Origin of the sequence: Streptomyces capitiformicae (assembly GCF_002214185.1) — a bacterium.
Taxonomy (GTDB): domain Bacteria; phylum Actinomycetota; class Actinomycetes; order Streptomycetales; family Streptomycetaceae; genus Streptomyces; species Streptomyces capitiformicae.
In genome coordinates this window covers 7305717-7328581 of record NZ_CP022161.1, presented here as the reverse complement: position 1 = coordinate 7328581, position 22865 = coordinate 7305717, and the positions used below count along the sequence as shown (strand labels likewise).

Sequence of the window (22865 nt, the reverse complement as noted above, 5' to 3'; positions counted from 1 at the left end):
CGGCCACAAGAGACCGGCACACGCGGAACAACCCGCGCCCCAATGGCGGTTAGGCGCGCCCGGCCGCCTTCTGGCTCTTACGGGAGACGGAGTCGATGACGACCGCACCCAGCAGAACCGCCCCAGTGATCATGTACTGGATCGACGTGTTCATGTTCAGCAGGTCAAGACCGGTCTGAATCGACTGGATCACCAACATGCCGAGCAGCGCGGACCACACCGAACCCCGTCCACCGAAGAGGCTCGTACCGCCGATGACCGCCGCGGCGATCGCGAGCATCAGCGTGTTACCGCCACCGGCGGAAAGCGTCGCACTCGCGGTCTGACCGGCGAAGAACATACCGCCGACCGCCGCGAACCCACCGGAGATGGCGAACACGGTGATCCGGATCATCGGCACGTTGATACCGGCGCGGCGCGCGGCCTCGATGCCGCCACCGACCGCGAACACCTTGCGGCCGTAGGTCGTACGACGCAGCACGAAGTCCACGATCACCAGCGCCGCCAGGAAGATCACCAGCGCGTTGGAGACACCGGCCGAGTCGTTGAGCACGGCGGCGGCGGCGAAGGACGCGACGGCGAGCGCGCCGACGCGCAGCAGGATCTCGCTGGTCGGCCGGAACGGCACCCCCGCGGCCCGGCGGCGGCGCTGCTCGTTGAAGTTGCCGACGGCGGTGAGCACGACGGCGAGGCCGGCCAGCATGTACGCGCCGATGATGGCCTGGTCCATGAAGAAGGAACTCTGGCCGAGCAGATGGACCGGACCCGTGTCGGACGGGATGTTGATCGTGCCGCTGTCGCCCAGCAGCCACAGCATCAGACCGTTCCAGCCGAGGAAGCCGGCCAGGGTGACGACGAACGCCGGTACGCCGATCCTGGCGAAGAACCAGCCGTGCAGCGCGCCGATACCGAGGCCGGTGAGGATCGCCAGCACCAGCGACAGCCAGGCGTTCATGCCGTTGTTCACCACGAACACGGCGAACAGGGTGGAGGCCAGACCGCTGACCGAACCCACCGACAGATCGATCTCGCCGAGCAGCAGCACGAACACCAGGCCGATGGCGAGCATGCCGGTGGCCGACAGGAAGTAGCTGATGTTCGAGAGGTTGTCGGCACTGAGGAAACGGTCGTTCTGCAGCTGGAAGATCGTCCAGATGACGATCAGGCCGATGAAGACCGGCAGCGAGCCCAGCTCACCGCCCTTGACCTTGCGCTTGAACTCGGTGACGTAGCCCTTGAAGCCCTCTTCACGGACCAGCAGCCGCGGGTCGACGACGGCCACCGGGGCGGCCGTGGGGTCGTCGGCGGGGGCGACGGTGGTCTGGCCCTCCACGACGCCCTTGGCCTTCTCGGCCTCATTGGTGTCGCTCTTCACGGTCTTGGACGTGTCGCTCACTTTGCCGCCTCCGCGGTGCGACGCCCCGCACGACGGGTCACGGCGTTGTCCGTGGCGCCCGTGATGGCGGCGATGATCTCTTCGTGGCTGGTGTCCTTCACGGAGAAGGAGCCGTTGTTCTTGCCCAGGCGCAGCACGGCCACGGTGTCCGCGACCGCCTTGACGTCGGCCATGTTGTGGCTGATGAGGATGACGCCGAGGTCACGCTCGCGCAGCCGCTCGACCAGGTCGAGGACCTGCGCGGTCTGCTCGACGCCCAGCGCGGCGGTGGGCTCGTCGAGGATGACGACCTTGGGGTCGCCGATCAGGGCGCGGGCGATGGCGACGACCTGTCGCTGACCGCCGGAGAGGCTGGCGATCGGGATGCGCACGCTCGGGATGCGGATGGAGAGCGTGGACAGCAGCTCGCGGGCCTTCTGCTCCATCGTCACCTCGTCGATGACGCCCCGGTGCAGCAGTTCGCGACCGAGGTAGAGGTTGCCCACGACGTCGAGGTTGTCGCAGAGCGCGAGGTCCTGGTAGACCGTCGCGACGCCGAGTCCCTGGGCGTCGTGCGGCTTGTTGATCTTGACGGCGTTGCCCTCCCACTCGATGACGCCGTCATCGATGGGGTGGACACCCGCGATCGTCTTGACCAGGGTGGACTTACCTGCGCCGTTGTCGCCCACCAGGGCGACCACTTCTCCGGCGTGGACCTCCAGATCGACGTCGGTGAGTGCCTGCACCGCACCGAATCGCTTGGAGACTCCGCGCAACGCCAGCACGGGCGTAGCGGACACGTGAACCATCTCCTTCGCCGCCTGACCGGCGGGGATGCCGCGCTTGGAATCAGGCGCGGAGGTTTATGCGAGGCCCGAGGCGAGGCCCGAAGGCGAGAGCCGGGAGACCGCCGCACAAGGCTTACAAGATGAACATGCGTGAATCCGTTGCACTGGGCAACGGTTCTGTCCGGCGCCCGCCCCGGAAGCGGGGTCTGAAAGGTGGGGCGGGCGCCGGACAGGCTGTGCGGGACTCGAGTGCTTACTCGAGACCAGCCTTCTTGCACGCCTCGGCGTACTCGGCGGTGCAGATGTCGGCGACGGTGTAGAGCTTGTCCTTGACGACCGTGTCCGCGATGTTCTCCTTGGTGACGGACACCGGGGTCAGCAGCTTCGCGGGCACCTTGTCACCGGAACCGCTGGTCACCTCGGTGTCGGCCAGGGACTTGATGTCCTTGCCCTCCAGCAGGTTGACCGCCAGCTCGGCGGCGGTGTCGGCCTCGGGCTTGTAGGCCTTGTAGACCGTGGCGGACTGCGTACCGGCGACGATCCGCTGGATGGCCGCGAGCTCGGCGTCCTGACCCGTCAGCGGGATGTTGCTGATCTTCGCACCCTTGAGGGTGTTGGCGATGCCACCGGCCATGCCGTCGTTGGCGGCGTAGACGCCCGCGATGTTCTTGGCGCCGAGCTGCGTGATCGCCGCGGACATCTTCTGGGCGGCGACGGTGTCCTTCCACAGGCCGGACTGCTCGTAGGCGATGTCGACCTTGCCGTCGAGGACCTTGTGGGCGCCTTCCTTGAACTGGCCGGCGTTCGGGTCGGCGTCGTCGCCGTTGATCATGACGACCTTGGACTTGGTGGTCGCCTTGTCGCCGAGCGCGTCGAGCAGGGCCTGGCCCTGGAGTTCACCGACCTTGACGTTGTCGAAGGAGACATAGGCCGAGACCGGGCCCTGGGCGAGACGGTCGTAGGCGACGACCTTGACGCCCTTGTCCACCGCGGACTGGATGGAGGACTTGATCGCGGCGGAGTCCTGGGCGGAGACCACGATGACCTTCACGCCCTTGGTCACCATGGTGCTCATCTGCTGGGCCTGCTTGGTGGGGTCGGCCGCAGCGTTCGCGTACTGGACGTCACAGTCGGAGCACAGCTCCTTGACCTTGGCCTCGAAGTACGGCTTGTCGAACTTCTCGTAGCGCGCGGTGACAGTGTCGGGCAGGAGCAGACCAATGGACTTGCTGTCCGAGCCGCTGGTGCTGCCGCTGTCCGAGTTGTCGTCGCCGGCCTTGCCGCAGGCGGCCACGGAGAGCGCCAGCGAAACCGCCGTGGCGCCGATCACGACTCTACGCATCTTTGCGTTCATTTGGGTTGTGCCTCCCTGACACGGGCCGCAGCGCTGCGGCCGAGGTGAACGAAAGTCAACTCGGCCACATGTGCGACGTCAAGAAGTAAATCCTTAACGGCTTGGCAACGACGTGTTTCGTTCTCTAAGTGAAGGCAGGGGTGGCGGTGGACAAAGCCCCGTCCAACAGGGTCGAATCACCCATCTCACTGAGGGCCAGTGCGAGGGCCCCGAGGACCTCCGCCCGACCGCCAAGTGCCCCTGGCAGCACCGAGAGTTGACGCGCGGCACTGGGGATCGCGTACCGGCCGACCGACTCCCTTATGGGTCCGAGAACCAGCTCTCCGGCCTCGGCGAGATCGCCACCGAGGACCACGCGGCTGGGGTTCAACAGATTGCAGAGATTGGCGACTCCACTTCCGATGTGTCGGCCGACGTCGGCGACCACCCGGCGGCAGCCTGGGTCCCCGTCCCTCGCCAACCGCACGACGCTCTCCATGGTCAGATCGGTGCCGTGGCTGGACTGGAGGAGCGGCAGCACATAGCGCGCGGCGGCGAAGGTCTCCAGGCAGCCGCGGTTGCCGCAACGGCAGACCGGGCCGGACTCATCAAGAGTAATATGACCGATTTCTCCCGCCGTGCCACCCGGCCCTCTGTAGATCTTGCCATCGATCACCAGTCCGGCCCCAACGCCGCTGGACACCTTGATGTAGGCCAGGTCCCGCACCCCGCGGCCGCTGCCCCAGACCAGCTCGCCCAGGGCGCCGAGGTTGGCGTCGTTGTCCACGTGCACCGGGACACCGAGGCGGTCGCGCATCTCGGCGGCGGGCTTGGTGCCGGTCCAGCCCGGCAGGATGGCGCTGGAGCCCAGCGTGCCGGACTCCACGTCGATCGGGCCGGGCACGCCGAGGCCGACGCCCGCGATCTTCGTACGGTCCACTCCGATGGCGTCGACCAGGCGGTTGACCAGCTGTTCCGCCCGGTCGAAGCCCTGCGTCGAGGAGGCGTCCACATCGACCGGCTCGGCCTCCTCGGCGAGCACCTGGTGGGCCAGATTTCCGATCGCGACGCGCAAATGCGTGTGCCCGAAGTCGACGCCGATGACAATCCCGGCGTCTCCGCTGAGCGAGACCGCGCGGGCCCGGCGGCCACCCGCCGACGTGGGCGTGACCTCGACCGTTCCGCCGTCCTTCAGTTCCCGAACGATATTGGAGACGGTGGCCGCGGACAGGCCCGTCGTCCTGGCGATCTCGGCCTGGGTGAGCGATCCGGCGAGGCGCACCGCCCGGACGACGCGCTCGAGATTTGCTCGGTGCAGCGACGACTGCGACCCCGGAGTCTCCACGACGACCTCCTGCGCACGGGGCCGCGTCGACGAGGCCCCGTCTATGTCCAACTAGTGAACTCTAAGCTGAGCCGTTCGGGTCGCCTCCCGTCAAGAGGTTGAACCGTTTCCGGGGGCAGGCGCACACGTGTGTACACCGCTCCCCCACAAGAGGAACGGTGTACGACGTGTTCGGGAATGTCTTGCTTCAGCGTCTTATTTCAGCGCACCCGCCGTCAGCCCCTGCACGACCTGGCGCTGGAAGACGATGTACGCGGCGAGCACTGGCAGCATCGCCATCACGAGCCCGGCGAAGAGGCCGGACCAGTCGCCCTTGTAGCCCTGGCTGACGGCCAGCTGGACAAGGCCCTGGGTGAGCACCTTCCGGTCGGGTTCGGTGTTGAGCACCGTCGGCAGCATGTACTGGTTCCACTGCCCCAGGAAGTTGAAGATGCTGATGCTGATCAGCCCGGGCTTGGCCATCGGCAGCATGACCTGGAAGAACGTCCTGGTGTGCGAGGCGCCGTCCACGAAGGCCGCCTCCGCCACCGAGGTCGGCAGCGTGCGGAAGAAGGCCGTCATGAAGAACACCGTGAAGGGCAGCGAGTACCCGATGTAGACCAGGATCAGCCCGGGCAGTGTGTTCAGCAGTGAGAGGTTCTGCATGACGTAGAACAGCGGGACCAGCGCCAGGATGATCGGGAAGCTCATCCCTCCGATGAAGAGGAAGTAGATGAAGCGGTTCCCGGGGAAGTCGAAGCGCGCGAGGACGTACGCCGCCATGGAGCCCAGCAGCATGGTGCCGACGAGCGAGCACCCCACCACGATCACCGTGTTGAGGAAGTAGTCGCTCATGTTCGCCTCGGTCCAGGCACGCGACCAGTTCTCGAAGTGCAGCGAGTCCGGCAGCGCCCAGGGCGAGCTGAAGATGTCCCGGTCCGTCTTGAACGAGGTCATCACCGCCCACAGCAGCGGCAGGACGACCATGAACGCCCACAGGATGAGCATGCCGTGCGAGAAGACGTTGAGGAACGTACCCTCGCCGGCCTTCGCCGGCGGCACGGTCGTGCCGGGCACCTGAGCCACGGGCGGCACGTCCTCGGCGGGGTCGAGGGGAGGCGTGTCGGTCGTCTTCATTGGTGTCCTCCTCGCGACGCGATCGGCTGGATCGGCACGGTCGGCCCGCTCCGCACGGTCAGCTGCCCGGTCGGTCCAGTCGGCCGGGCCAGCTGCCCGGTCGGCCCGGCCGACTCGATCAGTACGATCGGCTCGATCAGCGCGGTCGGCCTGGTCAGCGGCACTGTCGGCCGGGTCGGCACGGTCGGCGGCCCGGTCAGCTCGACCGGCACGCTCAGCCCGATCAGCGGCCCGGTCGCCCCAGTCCGCTCCATCGACGCGGTCAGCGCGGTCAGCGCGGTCAGCGCGGTCAGCGCGGTCAGCGCGGTCAGCGCGGTCAGCGCGGTCAGCGCGGTCAGCGGGACTACTACGCGGCGGTGTCCTGGGAGAACGCCCCGGGCGGCAAGCGGTACATGATCGGCTGGATGAACAACTGGGACTACGGCCAGTCCATCCCCACCTCCCCCTGGCGCAGCGCGCAGAGCATTCCCCGGGAAATGGCACTGCGCACGATCAACGGCCGGATCCGGCTGACCAGCAAGCCGGTGGGCAGCCTGGAGTCCCTCCGGAACAAGCGCCCGATCACGGCGTCCGACGTCACCGTCAAGAACACCTCCAAGCCTCTGATCGGCCCCGCGGCCGGGAACAAGGCCCTGGACATCGAGGCGACCTTCTCCCTCAAGGACGCCGACCGCTTCGGCCTGAAGGCGCGCACCGGCGCGGGCGGCGAGGAGACCGTCATCGGCTACGACACCACGACCCAGGAGCTGTACGTCGACCGCACCCACTCCGGCGCCGTGGACTTCAACAGCACCTTCCCCGGCGTCCAGACCGCACCCCTGAAGGCCAAGAACGGCAAGGTCAAGCTGCGCATCCTCGTCGACTGGTCGTCCGTCGAGGTCTTCGGCGGCAACGGCGAAGCGGTGATCACCGACCAGATCTTCCCCGACCCCTCCAGCACCGGCGTCGAGGTCTTCGCCGAAGGCGGCACCGCCACCCTCGACCACATGCAGGCATGGCAGCTGAAGTCCATCTGGCGGTGACAAGCCGCAGGTCCGCGCGCCGGTCGCCCAGGGGCGGCGACCGGCCCGCGGCTCTCGGCAAGGCAGGCGCCAAGAAAGGGGCGTGGAAGCAATCCCCACCAAACCTGGCCCGCACCGATGATGCCAGCCTGTGTCTCTTCCTCCCTTCGCAGGACGGCCGAGGGGGAACCAGGCGCCGATGGGCATTGCCGTGCGGTGCCCAGTTCAGGAAGTGAGGATGGTGAGCGGCACTGAGCGCTGGGCGTCCCAAACGCCCGGGTCAGCGTCCGACTACCGTGGCTCCGCATGACCCATACCGAGATCGACATCACCGCAGATCTGGTCCGGGACCTGCTGCTCGACCAGCACCCGGACCTGGCCGGTCGTCCCCTGAAGCTCGGCGCGCGTGGCTGGGACAACCAGCTGTGGCGGCTCGGCGACGACCTCGCCGTCCGGTTGCCCTGGGCGACACGGTCCGCGGACGCCCTGCTGCGCAAGGAGCACGCCTGGCTACCCGCTCTCTCCCCGCGCCTTCCCCTGCCCGTTCCCGTCCCACAGCGCCTCGGCGAGCCCTCCGAGCGGTTTCCGCGACCCTGGATCGTCACCACCTGGGTGCCCGGCTCGCCCGCCGACCGCGCTCCCGCCACACGTGCCACGGAGGCGGCCGGCACCTTGGCCGCCTTCCTGACAGCCCTTCACCGACCTGCCCCCGACGGGGCGCCCGTCGGCCGTGGCCGCGGGGGGCCACTGGCCGACCATGCCGAGCAATTCGCCGAGCAGTTCGCCTCGGCCATCGAGCTGGGGCTGCTCCCCGAACCGGATGCCGTCCGAGCGGTCTGGGAAGACGCCGTTGCCGCGCCCGAGTGGGCGGGCCCGGCGCTGTGGCTCCACGGCGACCTGCATCCGGCCAACGTCCTCACCGCGGACGGCACCTTCTGCGGCGTGATCGACTTCGGCGACCTCTGCGCGGGCGATCCGGCCTGCGATCTCGCTGCCCCTTGGATACTGCTGCCGGACGCGGCCGCCGACCGCTTCCATGACGCCTACCAGCCGGTGGTGGACGCCGCGACCCTGCGCCGCGCCCGCGGCTGGGCGGTGCTGACAGCCCTCAGCGGCACCCTCATCGGAGAGGCCGGCCTTCATGGCCGCCCCGGCGGCAAGGCCACCTGGGGCCCACCCGCCCACGCCGCGCTGCGACGCCTCATCGCAACGATCCGCCGATGAACGCGCTGTCCACCGTGGGTGACAAACGCCTCCGAGGTTCGGCGCTGGCCCAAGTCTTGTAGAGGTAGGCGGCCGGAAGATCACGGCGACGGACGCAGCGCGAACGGTACGAAGCCAACTCGCCCCACTTCCACGCGGCGAAGGTGACCACGCCGATACTGATCGTGCACGGCGGCAAGGACCACCGCGTCCCGATGGGCCAGGCAGTGAGCCTGCACAGCGATCTGCAGCGGCTCGGGACGCCCGTCAGCTTCCTGCACTTCCCGGACGAGGGCCAACGGCTCAAGGCGCCGAACCACCTTCGCATCAAGTATGAAACGATGCTGAACTTCCTCGATCACCATGTCCTCGGACGGGAGTGGCGGCGCCCCGCAATGCTTTAACTGATCACCTTCCGAATGACTTCGGTGAAAGGGCTTGGCTGCGGGGTGAGGTGCGGCAGACTTCTGCGAGTGTCAGATGATCTTATGCCTGACGCACTGTCAACCGGGGGCATGCCGAGCTTGTGCCCAAGTGATTGAACGACGGGAGCGTTCCGCTGTGACGCATGCTCACGAGGAAGAAGTCCTGGCCCGCATTGCCAAGGGACTCGTCTACACCGAGTCGGAAGCGGCCTTCCTGGCCCCTCGGCGCCGCACCGAGCAGATCTTCGAGTACAACCACACACCACCGAACGAAACGGAGAAACGTCGATCGCTGCTCATCGCGATCTTCGGCTCGGTCGGTGAACGCACGGTGCTGCTGCCGCCGTTCCACGCCGGGTTCGGCAGCAACGTCCACATCGGCGACGACTTTTTCGGGAACGTGAACCTCACGTTCGTGGACGACGTGGAGATCCGCATAGGCAACAGTGTCATGATCGCGCCCAGCGTGACACTGACCACGACGGGACACCCGGTGCACCCCTCGCGACGCGCTGACTTTGGGCGGTTCTCGGATCCGATCGTGATCGAGGACAAGGTGTGGATCGGCAGCAACGCGGTGGTCCTGCCCGGCGTCCGTATCGGATACGGGTCGGTCATCGGCGCCGGCAGCGTCGTCAGTCGCAGCATTCCCCCGATGACCGTCGCGGTCGGAACCCCCTGCCGGGTGGTCCGCCCCATCACGGACGAGGACCTCACCACACGTACCGCCACGCAGTAGTGCCGGTGGCGGAGGACCACGACCACCAGCACCGTCGCTCGGGACGGGCAAGCACCTTGGGTCCTGACGGCAGGTCAGCAGCGCCGGTCACCAGGTGGTGCCGAGGGGCTCCTCGATGGTGGTGCGAATGCGGTTGAAGCCGTTGGTGAAGCTGAGCACGGAGAGCTGCTCCTTTTTGACGGGGTCCACGGCCTCCTTCCACACATCACAGCCTTGTCACCGGACTCAACGCCTCCAGAAATCATGACCGCGTGACCGTCTGACCCGCTCCGCCTGACCGATGCAAGCCACCCCCCGGCAAGCGGACACCGCCTGCGAGGACAAGGGCAAAGCATGCCACCGAACGGTCGCAGGGCCTGCCGGTGGAAACCGTGCCGACGAGGATCGGGCGCTGTCACATCTCGGACCCCGGATCAACTTCCGTGATGCCTGCACGCTGCGTACGACCGACGCCATGACGATCCCTCACCGAAGTTGCCTCGCTGAGGGAAGACCGGGGGCCGAAAGGGAACAGCGACAGGCGCTGGGAACGCGATGCTCGTCTCGCTGACCGGATCAAAAATGAGTGGAGATCCCGAAGACTCGGCGGAGTTGGGCCATGTCGTGACGATCACGATCGGATGGCTCATAACCCTGGTGGAAGTAGACCTGCTGCTCAGCCGAGAGACACGGGACGGTCGTTCCGCTGATGACGCCCGTCACAAAGCATGAGGAGGGATACAGGAACGGTCGCTCCGGCTCAAACGATGCCTGCGCTGCTGAGCCGTCCTCGGCGAAGACCAGCGGGTGAAGGTCGATCGCTCGGCCGTCCAGATCCGTTACGACGAACCGGATAGGCCGCCAGTCGAAGCTCTCTGCGAAACCCATGCCAGACAAGGCTGCCATGACAGCGGCTTCGTGATCCTTCCAATGCATCAAGTCCAGGTCGCGATGCTCCCGGGTCTGCTCGCCGATCAGAGCATCGATCCCCCAACCTCCGCCGATCCAGACATCAACCCGTGCCCTTTGCAGCAGGGCCAAGACAGACATCACGTCCTCAGCTGTTAACGCAGGCTAGAAGCGATTACCTGAGACGGCGAACGAAATCCCTCCGGCCGCCGGGCGAACCTGGGGCACATGCGGCCGAGCCCAGCAGCGCGGGCCGCGCTGGGTGGCGGGCGGGCTGGAGGCGGTCGAGCAGCGAGCTGCTCGCGAGCGGCAGCAGGAAGGGCGTGTACCGCCTGCGCAACTCGCCTCTTTGGGCCGAGTCCGGCGGTCCGGGAAGCGGTTGATCTTTGTTCCGGAACGGGGCGTGCTTGCTGCCAGGACTTGGTGGACTGGGTGGGTGAAGATCCTGTCGCCTCGTCTCCCCGCAAAGCGGCGCAACATAGCTGGGGATTGCCGGTTAGTCCGAGCGAGCTGTCGAGCCACGTATCAAGCCTTCCGAGCAGAGGGACATCGCTTCACGCTGACGAGCAGGCTCCTTGCCTGGACTCCGTGCGAAGCGGGCTGTTGCGCCACCACCGACCAAGCACCCGTTCGAACACTCGCCTAGGAATGTTCGAGGACTGATGCCGGCCAGATGCCGACTTACCTGGCGATACGTCAGGTACGCACGTCGTCGAGCACGGCACCACCCTCGGCATCGACCTGGAAAGCGTTCAACGCACCCCGGTATTCCGGGGCCTCACCCCGGTCCCAAAACGTCAACCGGTCGAGCGGACCTACGGCTGGGCGTTCGGGCCATGGTGACCCGCCGACCTCCGTGAACCGACGCCGCGCCGACAGGAGAGCAGGCGTGGGGAATGACAGCCGGGCCGCCGCCGAGAGAGTGGTAGACCTCGGGAATCCAAGTCCAGCGGCCGGCACGTCACCGTGGCGCCGTGCGTCTTCCACGAACGCCAGCCGCCCTCGGCGCGGAGTTTGGCCGGCCGCCGCCTGGTCTGCTCGATCCGCACCGCGACCACCAGCCCTGGCGCGCCAGGCATACCGCGGTGGTCAGCCCGCCGGCCCCGGACCCGACCACCGCCGCGCCGTACTCGTCCGTCACCCCGCCCGCCGCCAACGGCCGACCCACCAACACGCGACCCGTCGCATCCACCACATTCGCCGCAGCTCCACCGGCCCCGGGAATGAAAACGAGCTGTTCGCCTCCCAGTCACCAACCGCATCGGTCCGGGCGACGACCTGTGACCGGCCCAGGGGACCGAAGTGGCAGAGAAGGTCGGGAGCCTCAGCCGCCGACCCCAGCCGGTCAGGTGGCAGCGGCGCCGCGGCAGCGAGCATGGCGCCACCCGACCTGAGCAGGCTGGTCGTGATTCGACACGATTGCCCGAACCGACGACGTAACAGGCTGGGCGAGCGCGGACAGCGCCGCGTGGATGCCTCCGACGGGGCCTGCGCTGCCGGGGTCTCCCATGCCGGGGACGCCTCCCCTACTCCGGCTCCGCAGGCGGCGTTCCGGGAGATCTGTCCTGGCTGCTCTCCTCAGCCTCGCGAGCGCCCTGCGGTCTTTCCCGAGCGGAGCGCGCGGTCGCTCGGGACATCAGGGTGCGGTAGCAGACCTTTCCGGTGGGGCCGAGGGGCATCTCGTTCAGGACCAGGAGACGTTCGGGGTGTTTCCGGCGGGCCAGGCCACGGACCCCCAAGTGGGCCGTGAGGTCGGACAGTGTGGGAACGGGTGTGCCCGGGGCCGGGCGGATGCAGGCGCACAGTCGTTCCCCCAGGTCCGGGTCGGGCACCGGGACGCAGATCGCCTCGGCCACCGCTGGATGGGTGCCCAGTTCGCGTTCGACCTCGGCGAGACTGATGTTGAGCCCCCCGCGCACAGCGATGCGTTTGAGCCGGCCCAGGACGTGCAGCCTTCCGCGCTCGTCCAGCAGACCGAGGTCGCCCGAGCGCACCCAGCCGTCGGAGGCGCGGTAACGGCTGTCCAGTTCAGGCGCGTTGACGTAGCACAGTGGCGTCATGGGGCCCAGGGCCTCGATCTGACCCGTCCGCCCGGTGGGTAGCGGCGTGCCGTCGGGTCCGGTGATCCTGATGCGGGCCACCGCGGGGTCCGGGGTGCCGACGCTGTCGCCCGGCGGGTGGCGTTCTCCCGCCGTGTGGCAGTTCACGCCGTCCGACGAGCCGTACACGGTCACCACCGGTCGGCCGAACCGTTCGCGGCATGCCTGGGCGGTGGCCGCCGGCAGAGGGGCGCCGCTGGAGACGACGGCACGCAATGACGATGTGTCCTCGTCCGGCCGCGCCGGGAGACCGGCGATTCGCCGGAGCATGGTGGGCACCGCGAAGAGGTGGGTGGGACGATGCTCGGCAACCATCCGCAGCACCCCCGCCGGGTCGAAGGCCGACCGCACGATCAGGGTGCCGCCGAGGGCGGCGAGGGTGACCGGTGTGCCCAGGGAACCGAAGGAGGAGGCCAGCGGGACGAGGACGAGGTGGCGGGGCGGCAGCGTGGTGTCGGGGTGCAGGCTCCGGACGTATCGCGCACGGCCGCCGGCCAGGGCGTGATGACTGTAGGCGACCATCTTCGGCTCGGCTTCGGAACCGGACGACACCAGGATGCGGGCGGGTCCGTACGGGTCGGCCGGCTGTGGCCGCCAGGGATGCCGGGCCGGGGTCGGCAGGGCGTGCAGCCCGTGCGTCCGTCCCTTGCCCGGGCCGGGGGCGAACACGGTGCGCAGGTACGGAAGATCCGCGACAGCCTGTGCCCGGTCGGCCGATGCGAGGACGGCGCCGCGGGCCCGCGAGCGGGCGAGCAGCGCCCGGACGTCACGGTCGTCGCCGCCCGGGGGGGTCGGGAGGGCCACCGAGCCGATCGCGTAGACGGCGAGTTCCGCGGCCACGGCGTCGCGTCCGTTGGGCAGCAGCAGCGCCACCACGTCCCCGTCTCCCAGGTCCGCCTGGGCGAACAAGGCGGCGATCCGGCGGACTTCGGCATCCAGCGCCGCGTAGGACAGCACTCCGGCGTCGTCCACCAGCGCCTGGCGGTCCGGGTGTTCGCGGACCCGGCCGGTGAACAGTGCGTAGAGGTCGGTGTCCGGGCACAGGCCCGCCGTCACCCAGGCGCTTCGCTGTGCGCGAGGCACCAGGTCCGGGAAGCGCACTCCGGCGCGTGAGGTCCACACCGGATGCTCTCCCCGGCTCGCGGGCGGGGCGGTACGGTGCCGGGGCGCGGGGGCGGCTGTCATGCGAACTCCCAGGGGGCGTACGGCCGTGCGTGTCCGGTGACCGGGCCCGGTGGTGCGACGGCCGCCCGGAAGGCCGGGTCGTGGGCCAGAGCTGTCAGGTCGGTGAGTACGGGCGTCGCGGTCAGACCGGCCTCGGCCAGCCGTGCCGTCCACTCCTCGGTGGTGCGGCGGGCGAAGCGGGCCGCGAGGTCCTCGGTGGTCGTGGGGCCGGCCCGGTCCAGGAGGCGGAGCACCGTCTCGGGGCGCGCCCGGGCGTCGGGGCCGAGGCACAGATGACCGTCCGCGGTGGGCAGCGGCCGGTCCAGCCGCGTCCACCGGACCCGGCGCGCGGGACGGGGGACGAGAGCGGCCGCGGAGACCAGGGAGGAGTCGACACGGTAGCCCCGGCCCGTCGTCTCCCGGGCCGCCAGCGCGGCCAGCACCCCCTGGGCACACACCAGCCCGCCGAGCACGTCGGTGAGCGTCATCAGGGAGGGCGCCGGAGGCTGGTCCGCCGGCCGCACCGCCGCGGCGAGGCCGCTGTGCACCTGGGCGAGGTAGTCGGTGCCCAGGGGTGGCCGGTCGCCGAAGGCGTCCCCGAAGCCGGACGCCCAGGCGTACACCAGGGCGGGGCGGCCGTGCAGCAGGTCGTACGCGTCCAGGCCGAGCCGCGCGGCCTTTCCGGGGGCCCAGTTGTGCAGGAAGACGTCGGCCTCGGCGGCCAGCGCGCGGACCGTTTCCCGGCCCTGCGCGGCGGTGAGGTCGGCCTCGACCACCGGCTTGCCCGCGTTGAGAGCCGAGAACCGGGCCGAGCAGTCTCCTGCCAGTGGGGGGAGCCAGCGCATCGGGTCGCCGCCGGGCGGTTCGATCCGGACCACCTCGGCACCCAGCATCCGCAGGATGTGTCCGGCGAGCGGGCCCTGCACCCTGCGGGTGGACTCCACTACCCGCAGGCCCGTCAGGGGCAGGACGGCACCGGAGACCGGGACGGCCGGGCGGGGGCCGGGCACGCCGGTGTCCGGGTGCGACCGGGCCTCGGGGACCAGTGCCGGTCCGGGCGTGAGGCACCAGGCGGCCGGGCGGACGGCGGGGGCCGGGTCGGAGCCGACCGCGAGGAGGCTCACGCCGGTATGGTGCGCGGCGGCCCTCAGCTCCACCAGCGTGCGGCGGCGGGCGGCCTGCCGCAGTTCGTCGGGCAGCGGGCAGTCGGCGGTGGCGAACCGCTGCTGGAAGGGCAGCCAGCCGCGGCCGGCGAGCAGGGGGGCCACGCCGAGCCGGGCCCAGAACTCCCGCCACGCCAGAGGGTCGAGGGTCTCGACCTCTACACGGGCGTCGTCGGACGTCTCCAGGGTTGCCAGACCGCCCGTCAGCAGCGCATCCGGTCCGGCCGACGGCGGGTGTGGCGAATCCGGCTCGGGCGAACCGGAGGTGTCACGGGCCGTCTCGGCGGCGAGGTACTGGACGACCGCCAGCAGCGCTCCCTGAGCCACCGAGGTCCGCACCTCGCGCAGGTCCAGGCCGCGGGCGCGCGCGATGCGGAGAGCGGTGGCGCCCTGGGCGGCGAGCACCCCCGCCACCACCGAGGCGTAGTCGACGGCCAGTGGGAGCGGCCCGCCCGTCGCCCGGCCGTGGACCTGCATGAGACCGCAGGCGGCCTGTACGGCGCGCTCGTCCGGCATGTCCGCACCGACCGGACCCGCCCAGTCGACGGTGTACCGCAGCCTTTCCCGGCCTGGGCCGCTCATCTCCGGCAGGTCCGGCGCGGCGTGCCGCAGCAGCCGGCCGGCGATCGCGGCGGCGACGGCCGACCGGGCCGCGGCGCGCAGGCGCGGCGTCACGATCGCTCCCGGCCGGGCCGGCGGCCCTGCACCGAGTACAGGACGCTGGATGCGGCGCGGAAGGACGGGTCCTGCATCAGCCGTCCCACCCGGTCCAGGTCCTCCTGGGTCATGCCCCGTTCCGTCAGTCGGTCCCGGAGGTTGCGAGTGTGATTCAACTGGAGTCCGAGGCCGGGGTCCTGAGCGTGCCGTACGCCGATGTGGAGGTGGATGTCGATGGCCGTCAGCCCCGCCTCCCGCAGTGCAGCCGGCACCTTCCGTCCCCAGTGCGGATCGCCGCCCGCGGCGCGCAGCGCGGCTGTCTTGGCCCGCAGGAACCGGACATAGAGCGCCTCGGCCTCCGCGTCCGGGGTCAGCAGCGGTGGCTCGTAGGAGGCGTCGATCTCGTCGATCTGCAGCAGGCCGCCGGGTTTGAGAGCGCGTACCAGCTTGTGCAGGATGGCGTCGCGGGTGGGCACGTGCTGCAGGACCAGGCGGGCCACCACCAGGTCGTAGGCCGCCTCCGGAAGCTGGTCGCGGGCCACGTCGAGGGCGGCGACCTCCAAGCCCGGGCCGGGTACCAGGTCGCGCGGGTCGAGGTCGGTGGCGAGCACCGAGCCGCCCGGTGCCACCCGGCCCGCCAGCCAGCGTGCGATGCTGCCGCCGCCGGCGCCGACCTCCAGGCAGTGCCAGCCCGGGCCGACACCGGCGGCGGCCAGGCGGGGCAGGGTCACCGGGTCGTAGGCGGCGGCCAGGCAGCGGTGCTGGTCGCGGCTGTGCACGGTGCCGTTGCCGAAGATCGGGTCGGTGCCCTCCCGGGCGGGAGCGGGCTGGGACACGGTGTGGATCCTCTCGTCAGAGCGCGGCCCGGACAGGCCGGCCCGGCGTCGTCATGTACGGCCCTGACAGGCCCGGCGGCCGACGCCGACGGGCTCGATGCCGTCGCCGCGCACCCTGCGGGGCGGGCGCGCACCCGGGCGGAAGGCCGGCCGTGCCATGGTGAGACTCCTCTCCCCGTGGAGCGGTCCGGACAGCCCGCCGCCGTGAACGGCGGCCCGCACAGGTCGGCCGCGTCGAACGGCGACCCGGTCACGTCCACCGGCCGGTGCCGGCGGGTGCGGCGCCGGTGAGCTGCCGGGCCAGGGCCGCGCGACGGACCTTGCCGGTGCCGGTGCGAGGCACCTCGTCCCAGGTGAGAACGGCCGGGTCGCGCAGCGTCGGCAGTCCGTGCGTGGCCTGTTTCCAGGCGTCCGGGTCCAGTCGGCCGTCGGCGGTGACCACGACGGGCAGCGGATCGCCGTCCGGGGCGCCGAGGATCACGCATTCCAGAGCCCGCGGAAGTCGCTGCTCCAGTACGTCCTCGGTCCGCAGGCAGCTCATACCGGGCAGGGTGTCGGCGGCGCGGTCCAGGATGCTGACGCTGCCGTCACGGTGGTGGACGCCCATGTCACCCGTGGACCACCAGTCGCCGACGCGTTTGGCGTCCCAGCGGTCCACTTCGCCGATGTAGCCCAGGGCGAGGGCGGGCGTGCGGACCAGGAGCAGGCCGGGACGGCCGCGCGGCACCGGGCGCAGCGTGTCCGGGTCCACCGCGCGCAGCCGGGTCCGGCCCGGCACGGGACGGCCGAGCCGACGTGCCGTGGTCTCCGCGTCCGATTCGAGCGTGGAACGCCGCGTGTGGAAGCGGAAGGTCAGCGGCCCGGTCTCGGTCTGGCCCCAGCCCTGCATCCACAGCGGGCGGGCGCGGCGGCTGGCGGTCAGGTACGCGCGCAGGGCGGGCGGGTGCACCGCGTCGTAGGTGCTGATGTAAAGGCGGACGTGCCGGAAGGGGTTGTCCAGCCGGGTGGTGAGCTGCCGCAGCCGGATGTAGGAGGCGGGCAGGGCCTCGACGACGGTGGGCGGATGGGCCCGCAGGAGCGGGTCGGCGGTCTCCGGGTCGTCGCCGGTGAGGATCAGGATCCCGGCGGGGGCGAGCGACACGACGACGGCCGTCCAGCAGAAGGTACGTCCGTGTCCGTACGCGCTGGCGTTGGCCAGGACGTCGTCCGGCCGGATGCCGATGCCCGGGTAGCGCACCGCTTCGAAGCGGGCCAGCTTGTGCACGAGTGTCCGCGTGGAGTGGACCACCAGCTTGGGCACGCCGGTCGTCCCCGACGTGTGATGGATGACCAGGGGTTCGTCGTCGTGGCGCCGCACCGGTTCGCGGGGGCGGGACGCGTCCAGCGCGGCCAGGTGGACCGCGTCGGGCGCCGCGGAGTCGACGGTGACGAGGATCCGGGCCGGTTCGCCGGCGGCGGTGTCCCGGCAGCGGGCCAGCACCTCGGAGGTGGTGACCAGCGCGGCAGGCCGCAGCCGCTCCAGCAGGGTGACGAGGTCCGCGGTGTCGAGCCGGGCGGACAGCAGCGCGGGTACGGCGCCGAGGCGGACCATGGCGCAGGCGAGCAGGTCGTAGTCCCAGTGGTTGTCCTTCACGATCGCCACGCGGTCCCCGGGCCCGACCCCGGCGTCGGCGAGGCGGGCCGCGGTGGCGCGGACCAGGCCGGCGAGTTCGGTGACGGTCCACCGGGTGCCTGCCCGCGGGGCGATGTCGAAGGGCCGGTCCAGGTGGACCACGGTCCGGGCGCCGCCCGCCGCCGCCTCGTCGAACAGGGTGCCCATGTCATGCGGTCGCACGGATCTCCTCCGATCGGTCGGGGTCGGCCGGAGTGTTCCGTCCGAGCCTGCTCAGGACGCGGGACGCGGCCAGCGCGCCCGCCCGGACGGCTCCCTCGGAGGCGGGCCGCAGCATGAGCCAGTCGCCGGCGTACTCCACGGCGCGCGCCGGCCGGGACAGGAAGCCGGCGCGTTCGCGCAGGGCCTGGGGTGTGGCTTCCGGCAGGCCGTGGCGGAAGGCGTGCACGAGACGGTGGCGGCAGGCGTCGCCGATGCCCGGGACATAGCGTTCCGCCGCGCGGACGAGGAGGTCGGCGGCCTCGTCGGGAAGTGCGTCCAGCAGCTCGGGGACCCGGTGCGGACCGGCCACGAGGGTGACCAGGCCCCGGCCGGCGGGGGCCCGGCCGGGGTCCTTGGCGTGTTCGACGACGACGCCGGAGAGCACGTCCTCCTCGGCGGCCGGGGTGAGCAGAATGTGCACCGGGCGCCGGGCTGCGGGGGCGAGGGGGCGGTCCAGCAGGCAGCTGACCTTCATCATGGGTGTGAAGGTGCAGGAGGTGAGGAACGGCAGCTCGTCGGCGGGGGCGTCCGGGCGGAGCGCCGCCGCGACGGGTGCCGGTACGGCGAGCACGGCGGCCCGCGCGGTGACCTGCCCGTCGTCGAACCGCAGTACGGCGTGCCCGCCCGCGTCGGTGACCTCGCGTACGGCGCGGTCGGTGACGACCTCTGCGCCGGTGGCCAGCCGGCGGGCCAGGAAGTCCATGCCGTCGCGGTAGGTGCGCCAGGCGGCGGGCGAACCGGCCTCCAGCAGCAGGCTGACCATGGGGGCGGCCGTGGACCGGGCGGTGTCCCAGCCGAAGAAGCAGCCGGCGACCGGCTGGAAGAGGTAGTCGTGCAGATCGCGGTGGTAGCGGGCGGACACCTCCCGCACGGTGGCGGCGCCGAGCGGGCTGTGTTCGGGACGGTCGCCGTCGAATCCGGCGCGGCGGCGGCCGGTCCAGGCGGAGAAGGCGGCCAGGTCGAGCCGCGCCCGGGCGGACAGGCCCGCTCCGGTGACCACGGCCGTGCTCTCGCCGACGCCCAGGTGGGCGCGTCCGCCACGCCAGACGGCCACCGCGCCGCCGACCCGGGGCACGTCCGCGGGAGTGACGCGCAGCCGGCGCAGCAGCTCCCAGGTCGCGCGGTAACCGCGGGACGGGACCTGCTCGGCGCCCGTGTCCACCGTCCAGCCCTCCTGGCGGATGCTGCGCATCCGGCCGCCTACGTGCGGCAGTTGCTCGTACACCCGGACGGCCAGCCCGGCGCGGCGCAGTTCGTGGGCGGCGGTCAGGCCGGCGATGCCCGCGCCGACGACGGCGACGTCGAGATCGGGCTTCATGCGGCGGCTCCCGTTCCGACGACGACGTTGGCCACGGTCATCAGCACCACGCTCAGCCGGTGCACGGCGAAGCCCGTCCGGCGGGCGGTCATGATGTCGCCGCGGACGAACCCGGTCAGGTACTGACGGGCCCGCAGCGCGGTCGCCGGCAGCATCAGCAGCACGAACCACCAGGGGGCCACCCCGCTGGCCGAGGCGACCGCGCCGATAAGGAACTCGGCAACCGACAGGGCTGCGATGAAGACGGCGTTGCCCCGCTCGGAGACCAGGGCGGCCACGGTCGGACGGCCCACGGCCCGGTCGCCGGCCACGTCGTTGGTGTTGGAGTAGACGCCGAACATCAGCGGCCCGAACCCGAACAGCACCGCCTGCACCATCAGGAAACCGGAGAAGCCCCCCGTCACCAGGCCGTACGGAACGATCACCAGCACGGCGCCGAGGGCGACCAGGAACACCTCCTGGAAACCGTGGTAACTGATCTTCAGGCCGTACGAGTACTGCAGCGACACCGCGAACAGCGCGCCCGCCGTCACCAGCGCCCACAGCGGGTGGTGCGGCGCGAGCGCGGCGGCGCCCGCCCAGAGCACCGCCCCGGCCGCCGCGCAGGCCCAGGCGAAGCGCAGCGCCTGGGGCACCGTCAGTGCCCCGGCGACCAGGGGCTTGCGTGCCTTGCTGCGCAGCGGGTTGTCGGGGCCGTAGTTGGCGAGGTCGCTGCCGTCCCGGAACCCGGTGACGTCGTCCAGGGCGACCATCGCCATGAGGATTGCGACTTCGCCGGCCAGGAACACCGCCAGCACCAGTGCCTGCCGGGCGGTGAAGGCGCCAGCCGGGAACAGCGCGGCGGTCAGGGCGAGGAAGATGCCGAGGTAGTAGTCGTACACGTCCAGCTTGCCGAGCCGCGCGTAGGCGCGCAGTCGGCTGTGGCCTTGGACGGTGGCGGCCGGACGGCCGGCCGCGATGCTGTCCGTCATGAGTGACCTCTTGGGGGGTGTCTGCGTCCGAAGGGAGTGCCGCTCGCCCGGACAACGGAATGGGCGAGGCGGGCGGTCGCGGGTCAACGATGTTCGGGGCGGGCGGTCGCGCGTCAGCTGCGCTCGGTGGCGAAGGCGCACACGAGGTCGGCGACGTGCTGGACCTGTGCGTCGGTCAGCAGGTGATGCACCGGCAGGGCGAGATGGCGGCGGGCGGCCTGTTCGGCGCGCGGCCAGCGGGCACCGGGCGGTGCGTAGGGAGCGAAGGCACGGTGGGCGGGCAGGGGGCACGGATAGTAGACGTGCGTGGCCACCCCCCACTCGGCCAGGTGGGCACCGAGAGCCTCCCGGTCCTCGGCCAGGACCGTGTACACGTAGAAGCACCGGCCGTCCCGGTCGGGCGGCGGCGGGACCACACCCCGGCCGGCCAGGGGCGTGAAGCGCTCGGTGTAGTACGCGGCGATCTCCGCTCGCCGCGCCAGCCGCGCCGGGAAACTGGAGTAGCGGTACGTCTGGAAGGCGGCCTGGATCTCGTCGAAGCGGCTGTTGAGCCCGACGGTGTGGTGGACGAACCGGCGACCGGCGTACTGGCCGTGGTTGCGCAGCATCCGCACTTTCTCGCCCAGTGCCGGGTCCCGGGTGACGACCACGCCGCCCTCGCCGGGCATGCCGCAGGTCTTGACCTGCACGAAGGAGTAGAGCCCCGCCTCGCCCCACAGCCCGGCCGGGACGCCCCGCAGCACGCCGCCCTGGGCGACCGCCGAGTCCTCCAGCAGGCGCAGTCCGTGCCGCCGAGCCAGTTCGGCGAAGCGCGGCATGTCGGCCATGACGGAGAACATGTGGGCCGGCATCACCGCCTTGGTCCGCTCGGTGACGAGCCGCTCCGCCTCGTCCGGGTCCATGGTCATGGTGTCCGGCCGGATGTCGGCGAAGACCGGTGTGGCCCCGACATCGACCACCGAGGCGGCCAGAGGCGCGCAGCCGAACGCCGGCACGATCACCTCGTCACCGGGACCGACGTCCATGGCCCTCAGCACCAGCGAGAGCGCCGAGGTGCCGCTGGAGCAGGCGACCACGTCGGCGGCCTCCAGGTCCTCGCGGAGCCGGTCCTCGAAGGCGGCGGTACGCCTGCCCAGGATGAACCGCTGCTCCGGGTCGAGGCCCACCTCGCGGACCAGCCCGATCAGTGCGGGGCGGTCGGCTTCGAAGAGGGCGGGAGGGAAGAACGGGACGGCAGGAGGGAGCGATGCGGTCATGCGGTCGTCCTCGTTCCGGCGAGGAAGGAGCGGATGGTGTCGCAGACGCGATCCAGGTCGTCGGGTCCGAGATCGGGGTGGAAGGGCAGGGCGACGGCGTGCCGGGCCGCTGCCTCGGCGTGGGGGAACTCGCCCTGCCGGTGGCCCAGGTGCGCGAGGGCGGGCTGGTGGGGCAGGGGCACCGGGTAGTAGACCTCGGTGTCGATGCCGTGCCGGGCGAGGTGGTCGACGAGGGCGTCCCGCTGCTCGGTCTCGATCAGGTAGACGTAGTACACGTCGCGGTCGTCCGGTGTTCCGGCGGTGGTCCGCGGCAGGCGGACGATCCCCGGCGCGTCCCGCAGACGGGCGGTGTACGCGTCCGCCAGTTCGGCCCGGCGCACGATGTGCTTCTCCAGGAGGGACAGCTTGGCGAGCAGGACGGCCGCCTGGATGTCGTCCATCTTGCTGTTCGCGCCGGGCAGGGCGCTTTCGGTGGAGATGGCCGGGAAGTTGTTCAGCGTGCGGCCCGTCCTGCCGTGGTGGCGCAGCGCCGCGACGGTGGCCGCCACCTCCGGGTCGTCGGTGAGTACGGCTCCCGCGTCGCCGAGCGCGCCGAGCGTCTTGGAGGGGAAGAAGGACAGGACGCCGCCGACCCCGTGGAGGCCCGCGTGCACTCCGTGCCGGCGCATGCCGATCGCTTCGGCGCTGTCCTCGACGACGGTCAGGCCGTGCTGCCGGGCCACGGCGGTGACGGCCGCCATGTCGGCCATCGTGTGGAACAGATGCACCGGCATCACGAACCTGCTCCGCGGGGTGACGGCCGCCTTCAGCGCCGCGGGGTCCATCGCGTACGTCTCCGGATCGATGTCGACGAACTGCGGTGTCCCGCCTGCCAGTACGACGGCCGAGGCTGTGGCGAAGAACGAGTACGCCGGCACCAGGACACCGTCGCCGGGACGCACTCCGCAGGCGCGCAGCAGCAACACCAGCGCGTCGGTGCCGCTGTTGACGCCGATCACATGCCGGGCGCCGGTGTAGTCCGCGAGTGCCGCCTCAAACTGCCCGACCTGTTTTCCGTGGGAGAACTTGCCGCTGCGGAAAACCTCGTCCAACGCCTTTTCGATGGAAGGCCACAGTCGTTCGAACGTCGCGGCCTGAGAGAAGAAGGGGATGCGATCGGCCGTTCCCGGCACAGTCGGTAATGCGCCCCCGGCGCGCGCCGGAATCTGTCCACTGGAAGGCAATTTCTCACCTGTCTCCGTCGTGTCGGCGGAATGCCCACGCTAATCGGACTTCCGGTCGACGGAGAAAGGAAAGGATCATCTTCACACGTTCT

The 22865-nt window shown here is 70.7% G+C and carries 17 protein-coding genes and 3 pseudogenes; 5 read left to right on the top strand and 15 right to left on the bottom strand.

Going from position 1 to position 22865, the window contains the following annotated elements; translation table 11 throughout:
• Window positions 1–49: 49 nt before the first annotated feature.
• From CES90_RS32755 to CES90_RS32730, 6 genes are all read right to left on the bottom strand, one after another.
• The gene (locus CES90_RS32755; RefSeq protein ID WP_189780506.1) at window positions 50–1396 is read right to left on the bottom strand and encodes a sugar ABC transporter permease; all 1347 of its coding nucleotides are present in this window, start codon (window positions 1394–1396) and stop codon (window positions 50–52) included.
• Window positions 1393–2184, bottom strand: coding sequence for an ATP-binding cassette domain-containing protein (locus CES90_RS32750; RefSeq protein ID WP_189780507.1), 792 nt, complete (start codon window positions 2182–2184; stop codon window positions 1393–1395). The genes CES90_RS32755 and CES90_RS32750 overlap by 4 nt, the downstream gene beginning before the upstream one ends.
• 232 nt (window positions 2185–2416) lie before the next feature.
• Window positions 2417–3517 (bottom strand): sugar ABC transporter substrate-binding protein, encoded by a 1101-nt coding sequence (locus CES90_RS32745; protein ID WP_373313241.1) that lies wholly within the window; start codon window positions 3515–3517, stop codon window positions 2417–2419.
• A 124-nt stretch (window positions 3518–3641) separates the two neighbouring features.
• The gene (locus CES90_RS32740) at window positions 3642–4841 is read right to left on the bottom strand and encodes an ROK family transcriptional regulator (RefSeq protein ID WP_189780709.1); all 1200 of its coding nucleotides are present in this window, start codon (window positions 4839–4841) and stop codon (window positions 3642–3644) included.
• Window positions 4842–5036: 195 nt separating this feature from the next.
• Window positions 5037–5957, bottom strand: a complete 921-nt coding sequence (locus tag CES90_RS32735) for a carbohydrate ABC transporter permease (protein WP_189780508.1) — start codon at window positions 5955–5957, stop codon at window positions 5037–5039.
• Complete coding sequence (locus CES90_RS32730) at window positions 5954–6211, bottom strand: hypothetical protein (RefSeq protein WP_208921998.1); 258 nt, start codon at window positions 6209–6211, stop codon at window positions 5954–5956. Before CES90_RS32730 ends, CES90_RS32735 begins: the two co-directional genes overlap by 4 nt.
• An 84-nt stretch (window positions 6212–6295) precedes the next feature.
• Between CES90_RS32730 and CES90_RS32725 the strand changes: the two are divergent.
• From CES90_RS32725 to CES90_RS32710, 4 genes and pseudogenes are all read left to right on the top strand, one after another.
• A pseudogene (locus tag CES90_RS32725) lies at window positions 6296–6979 on the top strand (glycoside hydrolase family 32 protein); the annotation flags it as partial.
• A 285-nt stretch (window positions 6980–7264) separates the two neighbouring features.
• Entirely contained in the window at window positions 7265–8182 is a 918-nt protein-coding gene (locus CES90_RS32720; RefSeq protein ID WP_189785632.1) for an aminoglycoside phosphotransferase family protein, read from the top strand.
• A 104-nt stretch (window positions 8183–8286) separates the two neighbouring features.
• Window positions 8287–8565: pseudogene (locus tag CES90_RS32715) on the top strand (alpha/beta hydrolase family protein); the annotation flags it as partial.
• 157 nt (window positions 8566–8722) lie between these two features.
• On the top strand, window positions 8723–9325 hold the full coding sequence (locus tag CES90_RS32710) for a sugar O-acetyltransferase (RefSeq protein ID WP_189785633.1): 603 nt from the start codon (window positions 8723–8725) through the stop codon (window positions 9323–9325).
• Between the two features lie 555 nt (window positions 9326–9880).
• On the opposite strand, the gene CES90_RS32705 is transcribed toward CES90_RS32710, so the two are convergent.
• Window positions 9881–10354: a nucleotidyltransferase domain-containing protein gene (locus CES90_RS32705; protein ID WP_189785634.1), complete on the bottom strand. Its 474-nt coding sequence runs from the start codon at window positions 10352–10354 to the stop codon at window positions 9881–9883.
• Between the two features lie 564 nt (window positions 10355–10918).
• On the opposite strand from CES90_RS32705, the pseudogene CES90_RS51690 reads away from it, so the two are divergent.
• Window positions 10919–11038 (top strand): annotated as a pseudogene (locus CES90_RS51690) (IS5 family transposase); the annotation flags it as partial.
• Window positions 11039–11739: 701 nt separating this feature from the next.
• Here the strand turns inward: CES90_RS51690 and CES90_RS32700 are convergent.
• From CES90_RS32700 to CES90_RS32665, 8 genes are all read right to left on the bottom strand, one after another.
• A complete protein-coding gene (locus CES90_RS32700) occupies window positions 11740–13497 on the bottom strand; it encodes a class I adenylate-forming enzyme family protein (protein WP_189785635.1) in 1758 nt (585 codons plus the stop codon).
• Window positions 13494–15314 carry a CoA transferase gene (locus CES90_RS32695; RefSeq protein ID WP_229914125.1) on the bottom strand — a complete coding sequence of 607 codons (1821 nt, stop codon included), beginning with the start codon at window positions 15312–15314 and terminating at the stop codon, window positions 13494–13496. The genes CES90_RS32700 and CES90_RS32695 overlap by 4 nt, the downstream gene beginning before the upstream one ends.
• The gene (locus CES90_RS32690) at window positions 15311–16132 is read right to left on the bottom strand and encodes a class I SAM-dependent methyltransferase (RefSeq protein ID WP_189785636.1); all 822 of its coding nucleotides are present in this window, start codon (window positions 16130–16132) and stop codon (window positions 15311–15313) included. The genes CES90_RS32695 and CES90_RS32690 overlap by 4 nt, the downstream gene beginning before the upstream one ends.
• A 250-nt stretch (window positions 16133–16382) precedes the next feature.
• A complete protein-coding gene (locus tag CES90_RS32685) occupies window positions 16383–17951 on the bottom strand; it encodes a class I adenylate-forming enzyme family protein (RefSeq protein WP_189785743.1) in 1569 nt (522 codons plus the stop codon).
• A 1-nt stretch (window position 17952) separates the two neighbouring features.
• On the bottom strand, window positions 17953–19323 hold the full coding sequence (locus CES90_RS32680; RefSeq protein WP_189785637.1) for an FAD-dependent oxidoreductase: 1371 nt from the start codon (window positions 19321–19323) through the stop codon (window positions 17953–17955).
• Entirely contained in the window at window positions 19320–20294 is a 975-nt protein-coding gene (locus tag CES90_RS32675; protein WP_189785638.1) for a UbiA family prenyltransferase, read from the bottom strand. Before CES90_RS32675 ends, CES90_RS32680 begins: the two co-directional genes overlap by 4 nt.
• A gap of 113 nt (window positions 20295–20407) precedes the next feature.
• The gene (locus CES90_RS32670; RefSeq protein WP_189785639.1) at window positions 20408–21550 is read right to left on the bottom strand and encodes a DegT/DnrJ/EryC1/StrS family aminotransferase; all 1143 of its coding nucleotides are present in this window, start codon (window positions 21548–21550) and stop codon (window positions 20408–20410) included.
• On the bottom strand, window positions 21547–22641 hold the full coding sequence (locus CES90_RS32665; RefSeq protein ID WP_229914127.1) for a DegT/DnrJ/EryC1/StrS family aminotransferase: 1095 nt from the start codon (window positions 22639–22641) through the stop codon (window positions 21547–21549). Before CES90_RS32665 ends, CES90_RS32670 begins: the two co-directional genes overlap by 4 nt.
• Window positions 22642–22865: the final 224 nt, after the last annotated feature.